Origin of the sequence: Xenophilus arseniciresistens, assembly GCF_028023875.1 — a bacterium.
Lineage (GTDB): Bacteria > Pseudomonadota > Gammaproteobacteria > Burkholderiales > Burkholderiaceae_C > Xenophilus > Xenophilus arseniciresistens.
Window position 1 is genome coordinate 1 of the sequence record NZ_JAQIPB010000007.1, and the last position, 15,978, is coordinate 15,978.

Below are 15,978 nucleotides of genomic sequence, written 5' to 3' on the forward strand. Positions count from 1 at the left end.
CCCAGGGGCTTTTGCATGGCCTCGGCCAGGTCGCGGGCCACGCGGTCGGTGGGGCCGCCGGCAGCAAAGGGCACCACGATGGTGATGGGCTTGCCGCCCGGGAAGTCCTGCGCGTGCGCGCCTGCGGCCGCAAGGGCCATCGCTGTGAAGGCGAACAGTTTCTTCATGCTGTCTCCGAAGAGGTTACAAAATGCTAAACGGCGCGATGCTACCGACGCCCGTGCGCTGCCGCTACCCGAAACTTCACCAATGCAGGGGCATCAGTGGCTTTTCGCCGGGAATTTTTGGGAGCCTGCGCCAGCGCAGGGCGACAGCGGCAGGGGTCCGAGGCAGCGAAGACAATGGTGGCATGTCTTTGCATTCAAGTGAATCGGGCGATGCGCAGGCGCGCGAGCGACTGACCGAGCTGGAGATCAAGGCGAGCTACGCCGAGGATCTGCTGGAGCAGCTCAACCTCATGGTCTATCGCCAGCAGCAGCAGATCGACGCGCTGCAGCGCCAGCTGCACGAGCTGCAGCAGCGCCAGTCGGCCGAGCCGGGCAGCGGCGCCGCGCGCAATCTGCGCGACGAACTGCCGCCGCATTACTGATAGCTGCGCGCGTCCTCGATCACCTTGCCATCGTTGGGCAGGCTGCCGGGCGCCAGCACCTCGATCTCGGCGCGCAGCTTGGTCACTTCGCGCACTGCATCGGCCAGCCGGGTGGCCAGGCCTTCGGGGGCTGCCTCGCATTCCACCTTCAGCGTCATGCGGTCCTCGCCGGTCTGGCCCAGCACGACCAGGCGGGCGCGCCGCACCTCGCCAAAGCGCCGCACCACTTCGGCCACCTGGGAGGGATGCACGAACATGCCGCGCACCTTGGTGGTCTGGTCGGCCCGGCCCATCCAGCCCTTGATGCGCACATTGCTGCGGCCCGTGGGGCAGGGGCCCGGCAGCACGGCCGACAGATCGCCGGTGCCGAAGCGGATCAGCGGGTAGTCGGGGTTGAGCGTGGTGACCACGATCTCGCCCACTTCGCCTTCGGGCACCGGGTCGCCGGTGCCTGGGCGCACGATCTCCAGCAGCACGCCTTCGTCCACCACCAGACCCTCGCGCGCAGCGGTCTCGTAGGCGATCAGCCCCAGGTCGGCCGTGGCATAGCACTGGGTGCCCTGCACGCCGCGCTCGGCCAGAAAGGCGTGCAGGCTGGGCGGGTAGGCCTCGCCCGACACCAGGGCCTTGCGCAGCGAGCCCAGGGTCTGGCCCTTCTCGGCTGCCTTCTCCAGCAGGATCTTCAAGAAGCTGGGCGTGCCCACGTAGCCGTCGGGCTTGAGGTGCGCGATGGCTTCGAGCTGCTGCTCCGTCTGGCCCGTGCCGCCGGCAAAGACGGTGCAGCCCAGCGCCTGGGCGCCGCTTTCCATGATCGAGCCCGCAGGCGTCATGTGGTAGCTGAAGCTGTTGTGCACCAGCTCGCCCGCGCGAAAGCCCGCCGCGAACAGCGCCCGCGCGGTGCGCCAGTAGTCGGTGCCGACGCCTTCGGGTTCGTAGATGGGGCCCGGGCTGGCGAAGATGCGGCGCATGCGCGCGCCGCGCGGGATGGCCGCGAAGCCGCCAAAGGCGTCTTCGTCACGCCGCGACTGCTGCAGCGCCAGCAACTCGGACTTGCGCGTCACGGGCAGCTTCGCGAGCGCCGCGCGGCTGCTCACATCGGCCGGCTTCACGCCATCGAGGATCTTTGCGAAGGCTGCAGAAGCCGTCTGTGCCTGCAGCAGCTGCTTGGGCAGTGCGGCCAGCAGGTCGCGTTCGCGCTCGGCCGGATCGCGCGTTTCCAGCGCATCGTAGAAATCAGTCATGCCAACCACCGCTTGCGGCGCTTGTAGCTCTTCACGTCGCGAAAGCTCTTGCGGCCTTCGCCGCCGGCGCCCAGGTAGAACTCCTTGACGTCCTCGTTCTCGCGCAGCGCGCTGGCCGCGCCGTCCATCACCACGCGCCCGCTCTCCAGGATGTAGCCGAAGTCGGCATAGCGCAGCGCCATGTTGGTGTTCTGCTCGGCCAGCAGGAAGGTGACGCCCTCGCGCGTGTTCAGGTCCTTCACGATCTCGAAGACCTCCTCGACGATCTGCGGCGCCAGGCCCATGGAGGGCTCGTCCAGCAGCACCATCTTTGGGTTGGCCATCAGAGCGCGGCCGATGGCGCACATCTGCTGCTCGCCGCCCGAGGTGTAGGCGGCCTGGCTGGTGCGGCGGGTCTTGAGCCGGGGAAAGTAGTTGTAGACCTTCTCCAGCGTCTGCTCCACGGCGGCCTTGCCGTCGCGGCGCGTGTAGGCGCCGGTCATGAGGTTTTCCTCGATGCTCAGGTGGGCGAAGCAGTGCCGCCCTTCCATCACCTGGATCACCCCCCGGTCTACCAGTTCGGCGGGCGTGAGGTTCTCGATGCGCTCGCCGCGCAGCGAGATCGAGCCCTTGGTCACGGCGCCGCGCTCGGCATGCAGCAGGTTGGACACCGCGCGCAGCGTGGTGGTCTTGCCGGCCCCGTTGGCGCCCAGCAGGGCCACGATGCTGCCCTCGTCCACGCGCAGCGAGACCCCCTTGAGGACCAGGATCACGTGGTTGTAGATGACCTCGATGCCGTTGACGTCGAGGAGTTCGCGGCGCGTGGCCGAAGGCAGTTCGGACATGGCTTTCTTACGAGCAGGAACGGGGCGTGATCTTCTTGTCGGCCGCGTACTTGGCCGCCAGCTCCTTGACCATCGGGTCGATCAGGGCCTTGTCGGCCTGGTACCAGTCGGAGGTGATGTTCCACTTGGCGCCGTCCCACTGGACGATGCGCGCCCAGTCCGTGCCCAGGTGGTTGCTGCACGAGGTCTTGACCGGGCGCATCACTTCGCCAAAGCCCAGGGCCTTGAGCTTGTCGGCCGTCAGGTCCAGGTTCTCCATGCCCCACTTGATCTGCTCGGCCGTCATGACCTTGCCCTTGCCGAACTTCTCCTGCGCGGCGCGGACGGCCTCCACCTGCAGCATCGAGATCATCATGCCGCGCGTGTGGGCGATCGAACCGATCGAGCCGGCACTGGACGCCGTGCCCTGGCCCTTGTCGTACACCAGCTTCTTCAGCTCGTCATGGACCTTGTCCTTGGCCGCGCTGTTGTGGATGGTGATGGCGTTGTAGCCCTTGGCGCCGGCGCCGATGTCCTTGACGTCATGGTCCGAGCCGGCCCACCAGATCGCGTAGATCTTCTCGCGCGGGTAGCCCGTGGCCTGGGCCTCGCGCACGGCGGCGGGCGTCATCACGCCGGCCGACCACAGCAGCACGTAGTCGGGGCGCTGCTGGCGGATCTGCAGCCAGGTGCTCTTCTGCTCCACGCCGGGCGGCGTGACCGGGAACAGCGACAGCTCGAAGCCTTCCTTGGCCGCGCGCTTTTGCAGCAGCAGGATGGGCTCCTTGCCATAGGGGGAGTCGTGGTAGACCAGCGCGATCTTCTTGCCCTTGAGGCTGCCCTTCTCCTTCTTCAGGATGTCCTGCACCATCACGTCGGCCGCGGTCCAGTAGGTGCCCAGCAGCGGGAAGTTCCATTCGAAGACCGTGCCGTCCACCGATTGCGACAGGCCATAGCCCGGCGTCACGACCAGCTTCTTGTCGACGAAGGCCTTGTCGGTCACGGCGAAGGTGATGCCGGTGGACTGGGTGTCGAAGCCGGCATCGCCCTTGCCCTTGAGGCGCTCGTAGCACTCCACGCCCTTGGCCGCGTCATAGGCGGTCTCGCATTCCTCGAAGGCCAGCTTCACGCCGTTGACGCCGCCGTCGCGCGCGTTGATCAGCTTGAGGTAGTCCTGCTTGCCGTCGGCCCATGGAATGCCCAGGGGCGCGAACTGGCCCGTCCGGTAGACCAGCAGCGGCACGAACTGCTCGGCCGCCTGGGCCTGGGCGCCGGGCGCCGCCAGCAGGGACAGGCTGGCCGCAGCCAGCGCAGCGAGGGATCTCAGCTTCATGGTTTGTCTCCTAGGAATGGGCACGTTGCGTGCATGGGTGAAGCGATGCGCAAAAAAAGCGCGCGTTCAATGCGGGAAGGGCCACAGGCGCAGCTTCTCGCGCGCCGTGAGCCACAGGCGCGCCAGGCCATGGGGCTCGACGATCAGGAAGAACACGATCAGCGCGCCGAAGATCATGTGCTCCAGGTGCGAGGCCGTGGCGGTGGAAAGCGGCAGTCCCAGCCAGTGCGGCACGTAGTTCAGCAGCAGCGGCAGCAGCACCATGAAGGCCGCGCCGAAGAAGGCGCCCGAGATGGACCCGAGCCCGCCGATGATCACCATGAACAGCAGCTGGAAGGAACGGTCGATGTTGAAGGCCGCGGGCTCCCAGGAGCCCAGGTGCACGAAGGCCCACAGCGCGCCGGCCACGCCCACGATGAAGGAGCTGACGGCAAAGGCCGAGAGCTTGGCGTACACGGGCCGGATGCCGATCACCGCGGCTGCCACGTCCATGTCGCGGATGGCCATCCACTGGCGGCCGATGGCGCCGCGCACCAGGTTCTTGGCCAGCAGCGCGGTCACGCACACCAGGCCCAGGCACATCAGGTACTTCTGCACCGGCGTGTCCACCGGCAGGCCGAAGAAGGACAGCGCCCCCACGCTCACCGAGCCCGATGGCGAATCGTTGGTGACCCACTTGACGCGGTTGGTGAACCAGTCCGTGAAGAACTGGGCCGCCAAGGTGGCCACGGCCAGGTACAGCCCGCGGATGCGCAGGCTTGGAATGCCGAAGAGCACGCCGAAGACCGTGGCCGCCAGGCCGCCGCCGATCAGCGCCAGCAGCAGCGGGATGCCTTCGATGCGCACCTGCAGGTTGTAGGCCGCGTAGGCGCCGATGGCCATGAAGGCGCCCGTGCCCAGCGAGATCTGGCCGCAGTAGCCCACCAGGATGTTCAGGCCCAGCGCGGCCAGCGACAGGATCAAGAACGGAATCAGGATGGCGCGAAAGAAATAGTCGCTGGCCAGCAGCGGCACCGCCACGAAGGCCAGCGCCAGCAGCAGGTAGATGGCTAAGCGGTCCTGCAGCACCGGAAAGATCTGCAGGTCGGCGCGGTAGGTTTTCTTGAACTGGCCGTTCTCGCGGTAAAGCATGGGTCGTTTCCTTCTTACACGCGATCAATGATCTTGTCGCCGAACAGGCCCTGGGGCCGCAGCAGCAGGAAGCCCAGCGCCAGCACGTAGGCGAACCAGTTCTCGATGCCGCCGCCCAGCATGGGGCCGATGTAGATCTCCGAGAGCTTCTCGCCCGCGCCGATGATCAGCCCGCCCACGATGGCGCCCGGCACCGAGGTGAGTCCGCCCAGGATCACCACCGGCAGCGCCTTGAGCGCCACCAGCGAGATCGAGAACTGCACGCCCAGCTTGGAGCCCCAGATGATCCCGGCCACCAGCGCGACGATGCCGCCGATGGTCCAGACGATGACCCAGATGCGCGACAGCGGGATGCCGATGGATTGCGCGGCCTGGTGGTCGTCGGCCACGGCGCGCAGCGCGCGGCCCGTGGGCGTCTTCTGGAAGAACAGCGTCAGGCAGATCACCAGCAGCGCCGAGACGGCCGCGGCGTACAGGTCTTCCTTGCTCAGCAGCAGGCCGCCTTCGAAAGTGCCTTCCAGCACCATCATCGGGTCCTTGGGCATGCCCACGTCGATCTTGTAGGTGGCGCTGCCGAACAGCAGCTGGCCCGCGCCGTCGATGAAGTAGGCGATGCCCAGCGTGGCCATGAGCAGCGCGATCGGCTCCTGGCCCACCAGCTGGCGCAGCGCCAGGCGCTCGATCAGCCAGGCCAGGCCGGCCATCAGCGCGATGGCCGCCACCAGCGCCAGCACATTGGCCAGCAGCAGGCTTTCAAAGCCCAGCCACTTGGGGAACCACTCGGAAAAACGCGCCATCGCCAGCGCCGCGAACAGCACCATCGCGCCCTGCGCGAAGTTGAAGACGCCCGAGGCCTTGAAGATCAGCACGAAGCCCAGCGCCACGAGTGCGTAGAGCATGCCGGCCATCAGGCCGCCGAACAGTGTTTCTAGGAAGAATCCCATGATGCGGCCTCAATGTGTGGTGCCTAGATATGCGCGGATCACGTCTTCGTTGCCGCGCACCTCCTCCGGCGTGCCATCGCCGATCTTCTTGCCGTAGTCCAGCACCACCACGCGGTCGGAGATGTCCATCACCACGCCCATGTCGTGCTCGATCAGCACGACCGTGGTGCCGAACTCGTCGTTCACGTCCAGGATGAAGCGGCACATGTCCTGCTTCTCTTCCACGTTCATGCCCGCCATGGGTTCGTCCAGCAGCAGCACCTGCGGCTCCATCGCCAGCGCGCGGCCCAGGTCCACGCGCTTTTGCAGGCCGTAGGGCAGGCGCCCCACGGGCGTCTTGCGCCAGGGCTGGATCTCCAGGAAGTCGATGATGCGTTCGACCTTCTCGCGGTGCGCGATCTCCTCGCGCTCGGCCGGCCCCCAGCGCAGGGCCTGCATGAAAAGGTTGCTCTTCATGCGCAGGTTGCGCCCGGTCATGATGTTGTCCAGCACGCTCATGCCCTTGAACAGGGCCAGGTTCTGGAAGGTGCGCGCCACGCCCATCTCGGCCACTTGGCGGGAGTTCATGTGGCGGAAGGTCTGGCCGCGGAAGGTGATGGCGCCTTCCTGCGGCGCGTACACGCCGTTGATGCAGTTGAGCATCGAGCTCTTGCCTGCGCCGTTGGGGCCGATGATGGCGCGCACCTCGTGCTCGCGCACGTCGAAGCTGATGTCGGTCAATGCCTTCACGCCGCCAAAGCGCAGCGAGATGTTCTTCACCTCCAGGATCACGTCGCCGATCTGGCGGCCCGTGGCGGGTGCCGTGGCCGGTGCTGCGGTGGGCAAGGGTAGATCGTTCATTTTCATCAGGCCGCCTTGCGCACGGGTTCGAAGGTGCGGGCATCCAGGATCTTCAAGGTCGCGCTCACGCTGCCGGTGCGCCCGTCCTCGAACTTGACCTGGGTCTCGATGTACTGCTGGTCGCGGCCCGCATAGAGCGCGTCGATCAGCACGGCGTACTTCTCGGCGATGAAGCCGCGGCGGACCTTGTTGGTGCGCGTGAGCTCGTTGTCGTCGGCATCCAGCTCCTTGTGCAGCACCAGGAAGCGGCTGACCTGGCTGCCCGCCAGCATGGCGTCCTGCGCCAGGTCGGCATTGACCTTCTGCACGCACTCGCGCATCAGCTCATACACCTCGGCCTTGCCCGCCAGATCGGTGTAGCCCGCATAGGGCAGGTTGCGCCGCTCGGCCCAGTTGCCGACGGCCTCGAAGTCGATGTTGAGCATCACGCAGACCGTGGCCCGGCCGTCGCCATAGGCCACGGCTTCCTTGATGTGCGGGAAGAACTTGAGCTTGTTCTCCACGTACTTGGGCGCGAACATGGCGCCGTCGTTGGCGCCGCCGGCCAGCCGGCCCACGTCCTTCACACGGTCGATGATCTTGAGCTGGCCGCTCGCATCCAGGAAGCCGGCGTCGCTGGTGTGGTACCAGCCGTCGGCCGTCAGCACCTCGTCGGTGGCCTTCTGGTTCTTGTAGTAGCCCTTGAGCAGGCCGGCCGAGCGCACCAGGATTTCGCCGTTGTCGGCCACCTTGATCTCCACGCCCTCAATGGGCACGCCCACCGTGTCGGCGCGCACGGCGTTGTCGGGCTGCAGGCAGACGAACACGGCGGTCTCGGTCGAGCCGTAGAGCTGCTTCAGGTTGATGCCGATGGCGCGGTAGAAGGTGAACAGGTCCGGCCCGATGGCCTCGCCCGCCGTGTAGGCCACGCGCACGCGCGAGAAGCCCAGCGTGTTGCGCAGCGGGCCATAGACCAGCAGATCGCCCAGGCCGTAGAGCAGCCGGTCCAGCAGGCCCAGGCGCTGGCCGTCCATCTTCGCGGGGCCCACGCGCCGCGCCACGTCCATGAAGCGGTGGAACATGCTGCGCTTGATGCGGCCCGCATCTTCCATGCGGATCATCACGCTGGTCAGCAGCCCTTCGAACACGCGCGGTGGCGCGAAGTAGTAGGTGGGGCCGATCTCCTTGAGGTCGATGCTGACGGTGGCGGCCGACTCGGGGCAGTTCACCACGTAGCCGCAGGCCAGCCACTGCGCGTAGCTGAAGATGTTCTGGCCGATCCAGGCCGGCGGCAGGTAGGCCAGCACGTCTTCGGCGGCCGTCAGTCGGTCGAAGTCGGCGCCGGCCTTGGCGCGGTTGAGCAGGCTGCGGTGCGTGTGCACCACACCTTTGGGATTGCCCGTGGTGCCCGAGGTGAAGAACATGGCGCCCACGTCATCGGGTCGGCCCTGCGCCACCTGCCGGGCAAAGAATTCGGGGTTCTGCGCGGCCAGTGCCTGGCCCCGCTGCAGCAGATCGCCCAGGCCTTGCAGGCCGGCTTCGCTGTAGTTGCGCAGGCCGCGCGGGTCGTCATACCAGATGTGCGTGAGCGCCGGGTACTGCGCGCGCACTTCGATCATCTTGTCCACCTGCTCCTGGTCTTCCACCACGCACATGCGCACTTCGGCATTGGACAGCGGGAAGACGAATTCGGCGGCCACGGCATCCTGGTAAAGCGGCACCGGGATGGCGCCCAGCGCCTGCGCGGCCAGCATGCAGGCATACAGCCGCGGCCGGTTGGCGCCGATCACGGCCAGGTGCTCGCCGCGCTGAAGGCCGGCCGCCTGCAGGCCGCAGGCCGCATGCGCCACCATCTGCGCCAGCTCGGCCCAGCTCAGCGTCTGCCAGATGCCGAACTCCTTCTCGCGCATGGCCGGTGCCGCCGGTCGCTCGGCCGCATGCTTCATCAGCAGTTGGGGAAAGGTGGTGTCCATCACGGTCCTCGGTTGACGCCCGTATGCGCAGCCGCAGCCTTGCAGAAGTGGGCGGATCGTAGGACCGGCTTTGACGCCGAGATGTCGGCTCAACGACAATTTAAGGGTGACCCCTTCCCCGGACTTTCCCCAGGCTGCTCGCGCCGTGGCGGTGGCGGACTCGCTGCACCAGCGCCGCCGCGCGCCCACCGCACGCGAGCTGGACGCCATTCCCTGGCTGGCCGCGCTCACGCCGGTCGAGCGCGAGCGCGTGCTGCCCGAGATCACGGCCGTCAATGCGCAGCCCGGTGACCACGTGTGCCGCGTCGGCCGGCCCGTGACCTACTGGTTCGGCGTGATCGAAGGCCTGCTCAAAATGAGCTCCGACACCGCCCAGGGCCAGACCATGACCTTCGCCGGCCTGCCCGCGGGCGGCTGGTTCGGCGAAGGCACGGCCCTCAAGCGCGAGCCCTACCGCTACAACATCCAGGCGCTGCGCAAGAGCGTGGTGGCCGGCATCTCGGTGGACAGCTTCCACTGGCTGCTGGACCACTCCATCGGCTTCAACCGCTTCATCATGAGCCAGCTCAACGAGCGGCTGGGCCAGTTCATCGCCGCGCGCGAGATCGACCGCCTGAACAACCCCGACGCGCGCGTGGCACGCAGCCTGGCCGCGCTGGTCAACCCCGTGCTCTTCCCGGGCGTGGGCGAGGTGCTGCGCATCACCCAGCAGGAGCTGGCCTACCTGGTGGGCCTGTCGCGCCAGCGCGTGAACGAGGCCCTGCGCCACCTGCAGGCCCAAGGTGTCATCCGCATCGAGTATGGTGGCCTGCGCGTGCTCGACCTCCCGGCGCTGCGCCAGGGCCAGTTCGGCGCCGTGCGCGGCGGCAGTTGAATCCACTCACGGCTCCTCCTCCCTCGTCGTCCCGCATGACCGCACCCGCAACGAAAAAGCTTCTGACCCTCAGCGTCAGCGCCGGCAACGGCCACGTACGCGCCGCCCAGGCCCTGGTCGCCACCGCCGAGCAGGACTGGCCCGGCTGCAGCGCCGTCCACATCGACGCCATGGCCCATGTGGCGGCGGGCTTTCGCAAGGTCTACACCGACTGGTACCTGCACCTGGTCAACCGCGCGCCGGAGCTGTGGTCCTACCTGCATGCCAAGACCGACAGCACGCCGCACAGCGCCACCGCGCAGCGGCTGCGGCGCGGCATCGAACGCCTGAGCGCCACGGCGCTGCTGCGCGAGCTGCGGCGCGAAAAGCCCGACGCCATCATCTGCACCCACTTCCTGCCGGCCGAGCTGCTGATGCGCGAGAAGAGCCGCGGCCGCATCGGCTGCCCCGTGTGGCTGCAGGTGACCGACTTCGACCTGCACAACATGTGGCTGGTGCCGGGCATGGACGGCTACTTCGCGGCCACCGAAGAAGTGGCCTTCCGGATGCGCGCGCGCGGCCTGCCCAGCGAGCGCATCCACGTCACAGGCATCCCCGTCATGCCGGCCTTCGCGCAGGGCAGTGCGCTGGTGCGCAACGAATGCGTGCAGGCCCTGGGGCTGGAGCCGGCGCGGCGCGTGCTGCTGCTGGCCTCGGGCGGCGCGGGCGTGGGCAACATGCCCGCGCTGGTGCGGCGCCTGCTGGCGCTGACCGAGCCCGACTTCCAGCTCATCGCCGTGGCCGGCCGCAACGCCCGGGCGCTGGTCGAGCTGGAGGCGCTGCAGCGCGAACACCCGCAGCGCCTGCGCGCCGTCGGCTTCACCCAGGAGATGCACAAGCTGATGGCCGCGGCCGACCTGGTGATGACCAAGCCCGGCGGCCTGACCATCTCCGAATGCCTGGCCGTCGGCCGGCCCATGCTGCTGAGCGACCCGATCCCGGGCCAGGAAGAGCACAACGCCGGCTACCTGCTCGAGGAAGGTGCGGCCTGGCTGGCCTGGGACGCCATCGGCCTGGGCTACAAGGTGGCGCGCCTGATGGCCGATGCGCCGCAGCTTGCCGCCATGGCCGCGCGAAGCCAGGCACTGGGTCGGCCGCGCGCCGCGCATGCGGTGCTCGAACATGTGCTGGGCTCTCCAGATGCCCCTGGCGCCTGACCCTCTCCTGTTTCCTGTTCTCTTCCCCTCTCAGTTCCATGCACAACCCCTGGCGCCGCGTCGTCATCTTCTACGCCTGGGCCATGCTCATGGCCTTCTTCTTCGCCAATGCAGAGATCCAGATCGAGGGCGGCGCCGGCTGGGCCACCTCGCTGCCCACCTGGCGCATCGAGAAGCACTGGCTGCTCGACATCTTCTGGGGCGGCCGCGCCATGACCGGCTACCACGCCTGGGTCTTCACCTTCATGTTGCTGGTCTTCTTCATGCCGCTGGCCTTCAACGCACGCTTTCGCTGGAGCGACATGGTGCTGGCGGTGGCGGGCGTGGCCGTGTTCTGGGTGACGGAGGACTTCCTCTGGTTCGTCATCAACCCGGCCTTCGGCCTGGCGCGCTTCACGCCCGAGATCGTGACCTGGCACCCGAACTGGCTGGGCGGCGTGCCGGTCGACTACTGGGGCGGCACGCTGGGCGCCCTGGCGCTGTCCTGGCTGCATGTGCGGCTGGCCCGGCGAGAGGCGCAGCCGGACTGAACACGCCGGGCGCGCCGCTGGCTCAGGCGCTTCCTGCCAACTCCGCCTGCAGGTCCTTCTTCGACAGCTTGCCCACCGCCGTCCTGGGCAGTTCCTCGCGCGCTTCCATGGCCTGCAGCATCTCGTGCTTGCCCAGGTAGTCGGCCAGGAAGGTCTTCAGCTCATCCAGCGTGGGCCGCGCCGCGCCCGGCTTGAACTTGATGAAGGCCTTGGGCGACTGGCCGCGGTAGGCGTCGGGGATGCCGATGACGATCACTTCCTCGACAGAGGGGTGCCTGTGGATCGCTTCCTCGATGTTGCGCGGGTAGACGTTGAAGCCGCCGCAGATCAGCATGTCCTTGGTGCGGTCGACGATGTAGACGAAGCCATCGGGCGTCATGTAGCCCACGTCGCCGGTGCGCAGGTAGCCGTCGGCGGTCATGGACTCGGCCGTGGCCTCGGGCCGATTCCAGTAGCCGGCCATCACGTTGGGGCCGCGGATGCACAGCTCGCCATGCTCGCCTTCGGGCAGGTCGTGCTGGTCCTTCAGGTCGATCACCTTCACGTCCACGCCCGGCACCGGAATGCCGCAGGAGCCGGGCCGGTAGTGGCTGAAGCCCGGCGAGGCCGTGGCCATGGTGCAGGTCTCGGTCATGCCCCAACCTTCCTGCAGCCGGCATTGCGCCATGCGCACGAAGGCCTGGTAGACCTCGGCCGCGATGGGCGCGCCGCCCGAGTTGCAGAACTTGAGCGAGGACAGGTCCAGCTTCCCGATGTCCGGATGTCCCGTGAAGGCCACGTACATGGTCGGCACGCCCAGGAAGACGGTGGTCTTGCGCTGCACGAACTCGCGCAGCGTCGCCTCCAGGTCGAAGCGCTGGTGCAGCGACAGCTCGGCGCCGATGGACAGGCCGAACAGCATGTTCACCACCAGCGCATAGATGTGGAACAGCGGCAGCACGGCCAGGAAGCGCTCTTCGCCTTCTTCCAGCGTGCCCGAGGCCACCAGCGTGTGCCAGACCTGCGAGACCGCCGCGCTCAGATTTGCATGGCTCAGCATCGCGCCCTTGGGCTGGCCCGTGGTGCCGCCGGTGTACTGCAGCACGGCGATGGCCGTCTGAATGTCGGACGGCACATGCGGCTGTGCCAGCGGCGCCGCGGCCAGCAGGGTGGAAAAGGGCACGCGCGCAGCGGCCTGCACGGGCGCGACCGAGGGCACGTCGGCGCTGAAATCATCGGCACGCGCCACCACCAGGGTCTGCAGCGTGCCCTCGCCCGCGATGGCTTCCATCTTGCTCAGCAGCTCGGGCGCGTCGAAGGTGATCATCAGCCGCGTCTGGCTGTCTTCGACCTTGTGGCGCAGGGTCTGGCCGGCGTCGAGCGGCGAGTAGTTCACCACCGTGCCGCCGGCCTGCAGCACGGCGAAGAAGGCCACGATGTACTGCGGCACGTTGGGCAGGTACAGGCCCACGTGCACGCCGGGCTGCACGCCCAGTTCGCGCAGGCCGCCGGCCACGCGGCGCACGTGCTGCGCCAGCTCGGCGTAGCTGAGCACCAGGGCATCCTGGCGCAGGGCGGTGCGCTGCGGCCATTGCCGCACGGCGTCGGCCAGCAGGGCGGTGAGCGCCGTCAGTTTCAGCGGTGCGTTCCAGCTCATGCCTTCGGGGTAGCTTTTCAGCCAAGGGCGGGAGGTCATGGCTTCAGACTCCCGCGGGGCGCTTCATCTCGCACTGGTTGGGCACGGCCAGGGCCGACACCGGGGCCAGCGATTCGGCCACGAAGCCCTGGTTGGTGCCGTCGAAGCCCTTCTTCACCGTCTTGCCGTCCACCTTGTGGTTGGTGTAGACGTACTGCGGCGCCATGAACTGGTGGTCTTCCTTGCGCACCGTCACATCGCCCAGGATGGACTTGTACGAGATGCCTTCGAGCGCCGAGGCAATCTGCTTCGGATCGGTGGACCTGGCCTTGCGCACGCCCTGGGCCAGCAGCTCGGTGGCGGTGGACAGGCGCACCAGGTAGAAGGCTTCCTTGTACTTGGACTCGAAGGCGCTTTCGAGCTTGGCGGCCGTCGGGTTGTCGGCACCGGGGAACCATTCGCCGATCATGTTCAGCTTGACCGTGGGCGCGGCGTCCAGCGCGATCATGGTCGACTTGTTGGCACTGCTGTGCGTGAGGATGCGCAGCTTGTAGCCCGATTCGCCGGCGGCCTTGATCATCAGCGCCATGTCGTTGCCCCAGTTGCCCGAGACCACGGTGTCGGCGCCCGCGGCGCGCATCTTGGCGATGTAGGGCGCGAAGTCCTTCACCGTGCCGGTGGGGAAGAAGTCCTCGCCCACGAACTGGATGTCCGAGCGCGCCTGGCCCAGCAGGTTCTTGCCGAAGGCCGTCCACTGGCGGCCGAAGCTGTAGTCGGGGTTGAGGAAGTAGACTTTCTTGATGTCGGGCGTCTTCTTCACGAAGTCGGCATAGGCCTTCATGCGCATGGTCACCTGCGCGTCGGTCATGAAGTGCCAGAAGGAGCAGCTCTTGCCGACCAGGTCGGGGTCGATGCCGCCGAAGTTGAAGACCAGCACCGACTTGTCGGGGTTGCGCTCGTTGTTGCGGTTGGCGGCCGTGATCACCGCCGTGGCGGTGGCCGAACCGCCGCCCACGAACACCGCCTTCACGCCCGCGCCCACGGCCGCCTGCAGCGCGGCCTGGCTTTCCTGCGTCGAGAGCTTGTTGTCGAAGGCCAGCACTTCGAGCTTGATGCCGTCGATGCCGCCGGCCGCGTTGATGTTGTCGGCCGCGAAGCGCAGGTGGTTCTCGAAGATCTTGCCCACGTCGGCCATCGGCCCGCTCAGCGGATCGATCAGCGCGATCTTCAGGGTCTGTTGTTGTTGCTGTTGCGCGTGCGCGCCGAAGGCGCAGGCCATCGAGGCAAGGGAAAGGGCCACCAGCGTGGGCTTGAACATGAACGGGTCTCCTTGGGATGCTGTCCACCTCGAGCGGACCCGTGCAGTGTCGGAACAGGCCGCGCTGCGCTGCAGTCAGTTGGGTGACTGCGCAGGCGCGGCCTGGGTCGCTTGCGTGACTGACAGCGCGCACGGGGGGCGTGCGCGCAGGCTCAGCGCGTCAAAGCGCGTGCGTGTCGGCCAGGCGCATCACGCCCGCTGCAGCCAGGCCGCGCACCTCGTCGAAGCTCTGCGTGCGCAGCAGCTCGCCGTTCTCATACACGGTCTGCAATGCATCGTCGGCCGGCGCGCCTTCGGGGCCATCCAGGCGCGCGGTGCGCCAGCCGGCTTCGGCGCTGCCTGCCAGCGTGAGCCGGCCTCTCTTGGAGCGCTTGCGCGTGTCGCCCACCGGGTCCTTGAAGACCTCGCGCCATTCGTCGCCCACCTGCACGGCCGAGCACTTCATCGCCCATTGCATGGTGTCGCGGTTGCAGCGCTGCAGCAGGCCGCCGCCCATGCCGAAGGCGATGTTCTCGGCGGCAAAGCCTTCGGCGTGAAGCGTGGCCAGCACGGTGCGCAGGCTGTCCAGGTCAATGCCGTCGCCCTGGATGATGCGCACGGTGTTCAGCACCTTGAAGCCCCTGGCATTGGTCCGGGTGCCGAAGCGCTCGGCCAGGATCTGCGCCACCTTCAGCACCGTGGGCGCGGGCTCGCCCGAGTCGGGCCGCACCACCAGCGTGGCGCCGCTGCGCTGCACCTCGGCCTTGAGCTCGCGGCCCCACAGTTCGTCGCAGGCGCGGAAGATGTCGTAGCTGTCGCTGACCACGGCAAAGGTGGCACCGGGCCTGGCGAACTGCGCGAGCATGTTGCGGTACGCATCGGCTTCATGCGCGCGGCCCCAACTCGTGATGGTGCTGTGCTCCGCCGCCGGAATGGAGAAGCCCGCGATCTCGCAGTCGTACCAGCGGCGCGCGGCCATCAGCGCCATCAGCGTGTCGGTGCCCTGGAAGTTCACCAGGTGGGCCAGGCCGCCCAGCGCGGCCGATTCATTGCTCGACACGCCGCGTGCGCCGAAGTCGTGCAGCTTGAAGCCGATCTGGCCCTCGGGGTCGTCGCTGTTGGCCCGCAGGTAGCGCAGCAGCGTGGCCTTGGCCGCGGCCGAAACAGTGGCGACCGTGCTCGGATACCAGATGGCGCGCAGCAGTTCGGTTTCGATGTAGCTGGTGAGCCAGAAGAAGTCGGGGTCGGTGTTCTCCACCGTGGCCAGCACGTTGCGCACCGGCAGCACGCTGCCTTCGGGCACCGCGCGGATGCGCAGCGGCAGCCGGCCGCCATGGCGGTCGATCAGCAACTGCCAGCCCGCGCGGTTGAAGGGCAGGCCGTGCAGCGCCATCAGCGCCTGGGCTTCATCCACATCGGCCTGCGTCACGGGCCGGCTCAGGTATTCGCGCAGCCAGGCCTGCAGGCCGAAGAACACGCCGTGCCCGAAGGCACCGCCGCGCGACTCCACATAGCTGAAGACCGTGCGCGTGCCGGGCGGGTACTGCACCCAGTGCGAGACCTTGTAGGAGTCGCTGCGCAGAAGAAGATTGCGCCCCAGGGCGCCGTCGAGGTTCGAAGTCATGTGAAAGCT

Annotated in this window: 14 protein-coding genes and 1 pseudogene; 4 read left to right on the forward strand and 11 right to left on the reverse strand. The window is 67.7% G+C overall.

Features of this window, described 5'->3' with window-relative positions:
- Window positions 1-167, reverse strand: a pseudogene (locus PGB34_RS14815) (tripartite tricarboxylate transporter substrate binding protein BugD); the annotation flags it as partial.
- A 182-nt stretch (window positions 168-349) separates the two neighbouring features.
- On the opposite strand from PGB34_RS14815, the gene PGB34_RS14820 reads away from it, so the two are divergent.
- Window positions 350-589: a SlyX family protein gene (locus tag PGB34_RS14820; RefSeq protein WP_271428876.1), complete on the forward strand. Its 240-nt coding sequence runs from the start codon at window positions 350-352 to the stop codon at window positions 587-589.
- Here PGB34_RS14820 and PGB34_RS14825 read toward each other — a convergent pair.
- The 7 genes from PGB34_RS14825 to PGB34_RS14855 form a co-directional block, all read right to left on the reverse strand.
- Window positions 583-1,830, reverse strand: a complete 1,248-nt coding sequence (locus PGB34_RS14825) for a phenylacetate--CoA ligase family protein (protein ID WP_271428877.1) — start codon at window positions 1,828-1,830, stop codon at window positions 583-585. The genes PGB34_RS14820 and PGB34_RS14825 overlap by 7 nt on opposite strands.
- On the reverse strand, window positions 1,827-2,654 hold the full coding sequence (locus tag PGB34_RS14830; RefSeq protein WP_271428878.1) for an ABC transporter ATP-binding protein: 828 nt from the start codon (window positions 2,652-2,654) through the stop codon (window positions 1,827-1,829). The genes PGB34_RS14825 and PGB34_RS14830 overlap by 4 nt, the downstream gene beginning before the upstream one ends.
- 7 nt (window positions 2,655-2,661) lie before the next feature.
- The gene (locus PGB34_RS14835; protein ID WP_271428879.1) at window positions 2,662-3,966 is read right to left on the reverse strand and encodes an ABC transporter substrate-binding protein; all 1,305 of its coding nucleotides are present in this window, start codon (window positions 3,964-3,966) and stop codon (window positions 2,662-2,664) included.
- Window positions 3,967-4,032: 66 nt separating this feature from the next.
- A complete protein-coding gene (locus PGB34_RS14840) occupies window positions 4,033-5,097 on the reverse strand; it encodes a branched-chain amino acid ABC transporter permease (RefSeq protein WP_271428880.1) in 1,065 nt (354 codons plus the stop codon).
- Between the two features lie 14 nt (window positions 5,098-5,111).
- A complete protein-coding gene (locus PGB34_RS14845) occupies window positions 5,112-6,041 on the reverse strand; it encodes a branched-chain amino acid ABC transporter permease (protein WP_271428881.1) in 930 nt (309 codons plus the stop codon).
- A gap of 9 nt (window positions 6,042-6,050) precedes the next feature.
- Complete coding sequence (locus tag PGB34_RS14850) at window positions 6,051-6,881, reverse strand: ABC transporter ATP-binding protein (RefSeq protein ID WP_271428882.1); 831 nt, start codon at window positions 6,879-6,881, stop codon at window positions 6,051-6,053.
- Window positions 6,882-6,886: 5 nt separating this feature from the next.
- A complete protein-coding gene (locus PGB34_RS14855) occupies window positions 6,887-8,833 on the reverse strand; it encodes an AMP-dependent synthetase/ligase (protein WP_271428883.1) in 1,947 nt (648 codons plus the stop codon).
- A 106-nt stretch (window positions 8,834-8,939) separates the two neighbouring features.
- Between PGB34_RS14855 and PGB34_RS14860 the strand changes: the two genes are divergently transcribed.
- Genes PGB34_RS14860 through PGB34_RS14870 form a run of 3 tightly spaced genes read left to right on the forward strand, consistent with a single transcriptional unit; the run spans window position 8,940 to window position 11,433 of the window.
- Window positions 8,940-9,707 (forward strand): Crp/Fnr family transcriptional regulator, encoded by a 768-nt coding sequence (locus PGB34_RS14860; protein WP_271428884.1) that lies wholly within the window; start codon window positions 8,940-8,942, stop codon window positions 9,705-9,707.
- 35 nt (window positions 9,708-9,742) lie between these two features.
- On the forward strand, window positions 9,743-10,903 hold the full coding sequence (locus PGB34_RS14865) for an MGDG synthase family glycosyltransferase (RefSeq protein ID WP_271428885.1): 1,161 nt from the start codon (window positions 9,743-9,745) through the stop codon (window positions 10,901-10,903).
- 38 nt (window positions 10,904-10,941) lie between these two features.
- Window positions 10,942-11,433 carry a hypothetical protein gene (locus PGB34_RS14870; RefSeq protein ID WP_271428886.1) on the forward strand — a complete coding sequence of 164 codons (492 nt, stop codon included), beginning with the start codon at window positions 10,942-10,944 and terminating at the stop codon, window positions 11,431-11,433.
- Window positions 11,434-11,455: 22 nt separating this feature from the next.
- On the opposite strand, the gene PGB34_RS14875 is transcribed toward PGB34_RS14870, so the two are convergent.
- The 3 genes from PGB34_RS14875 to PGB34_RS14885 form a co-directional block, all read right to left on the reverse strand.
- Window positions 11,456-13,108: a long-chain-fatty-acid--CoA ligase gene (locus PGB34_RS14875; protein ID WP_271428887.1), complete on the reverse strand. Its 1,653-nt coding sequence runs from the start codon at window positions 13,106-13,108 to the stop codon at window positions 11,456-11,458.
- A gap of 4 nt (window positions 13,109-13,112) precedes the next feature.
- On the reverse strand, window positions 13,113-14,366 hold the full coding sequence (locus PGB34_RS14880; RefSeq protein WP_271428888.1) for a branched-chain amino acid ABC transporter substrate-binding protein: 1,254 nt from the start codon (window positions 14,364-14,366) through the stop codon (window positions 13,113-13,115).
- A gap of 160 nt (window positions 14,367-14,526) precedes the next feature.
- The gene (locus PGB34_RS14885; protein WP_271428889.1) at window positions 14,527-15,969 is read right to left on the reverse strand and encodes a nicotinate phosphoribosyltransferase; all 1,443 of its coding nucleotides are present in this window, start codon (window positions 15,967-15,969) and stop codon (window positions 14,527-14,529) included.
- Between the last annotated feature and the right edge of the window lie 9 nt (window positions 15,970-15,978).

Coding starts and splice junctions, on each gene's coding strand:
- PGB34_RS14820 (WP_271428876.1), top strand. CDS start 350: ATGTCTTTGCATTCAAGTGAATCGGGCGATGCGCAGGCGCGCGAGCGA.
- PGB34_RS14825 (WP_271428877.1), bottom strand. CDS start 1,830: ATGACTGATTTCTACGATGCGCTGGAAACGCGCGATCCGGCCGAGCGC.
- PGB34_RS14830 (WP_271428878.1), bottom strand. CDS start 2,654: ATGTCCGAACTGCCTTCGGCCACGCGCCGCGAACTCCTCGACGTCAAC.
- PGB34_RS14835 (WP_271428879.1), bottom strand. CDS start 3,966: ATGAAGCTGAGATCCCTCGCTGCGCTGGCTGCGGCCAGCCTGTCCCTG.
- PGB34_RS14840 (WP_271428880.1), bottom strand. CDS start 5,097: ATGCTTTACCGCGAGAACGGCCAGTTCAAGAAAACCTACCGCGCCGAC.
- PGB34_RS14845 (WP_271428881.1), bottom strand. CDS start 6,041: ATGGGATTCTTCCTAGAAACACTGTTCGGCGGCCTGATGGCCGGCATG.
- PGB34_RS14850 (WP_271428882.1), bottom strand. CDS start 6,881: ATGAACGATCTACCCTTGCCCACCGCAGCACCGGCCACGGCACCCGCC.
- PGB34_RS14855 (WP_271428883.1), bottom strand. CDS start 8,833: ATGGACACCACCTTTCCCCAACTGCTGATGAAGCATGCGGCCGAGCGA.
- PGB34_RS14865 (WP_271428885.1), top strand. CDS start 9,743: ATGACCGCACCCGCAACGAAAAAGCTTCTGACCCTCAGCGTCAGCGCC.
- PGB34_RS14870 (WP_271428886.1), top strand. CDS start 10,942: ATGCACAACCCCTGGCGCCGCGTCGTCATCTTCTACGCCTGGGCCATG.
- PGB34_RS14875 (WP_271428887.1), bottom strand. CDS start 13,108: ATGACCTCCCGCCCTTGGCTGAAAAGCTACCCCGAAGGCATGAGCTGG.
- PGB34_RS14880 (WP_271428888.1), bottom strand. CDS start 14,366: ATGTTCAAGCCCACGCTGGTGGCCCTTTCCCTTGCCTCGATGGCCTGC.
- PGB34_RS14885 (WP_271428889.1), bottom strand. CDS start 15,969: ATGACTTCGAACCTCGACGGCGCCCTGGGGCGCAATCTTCTTCTGCGC.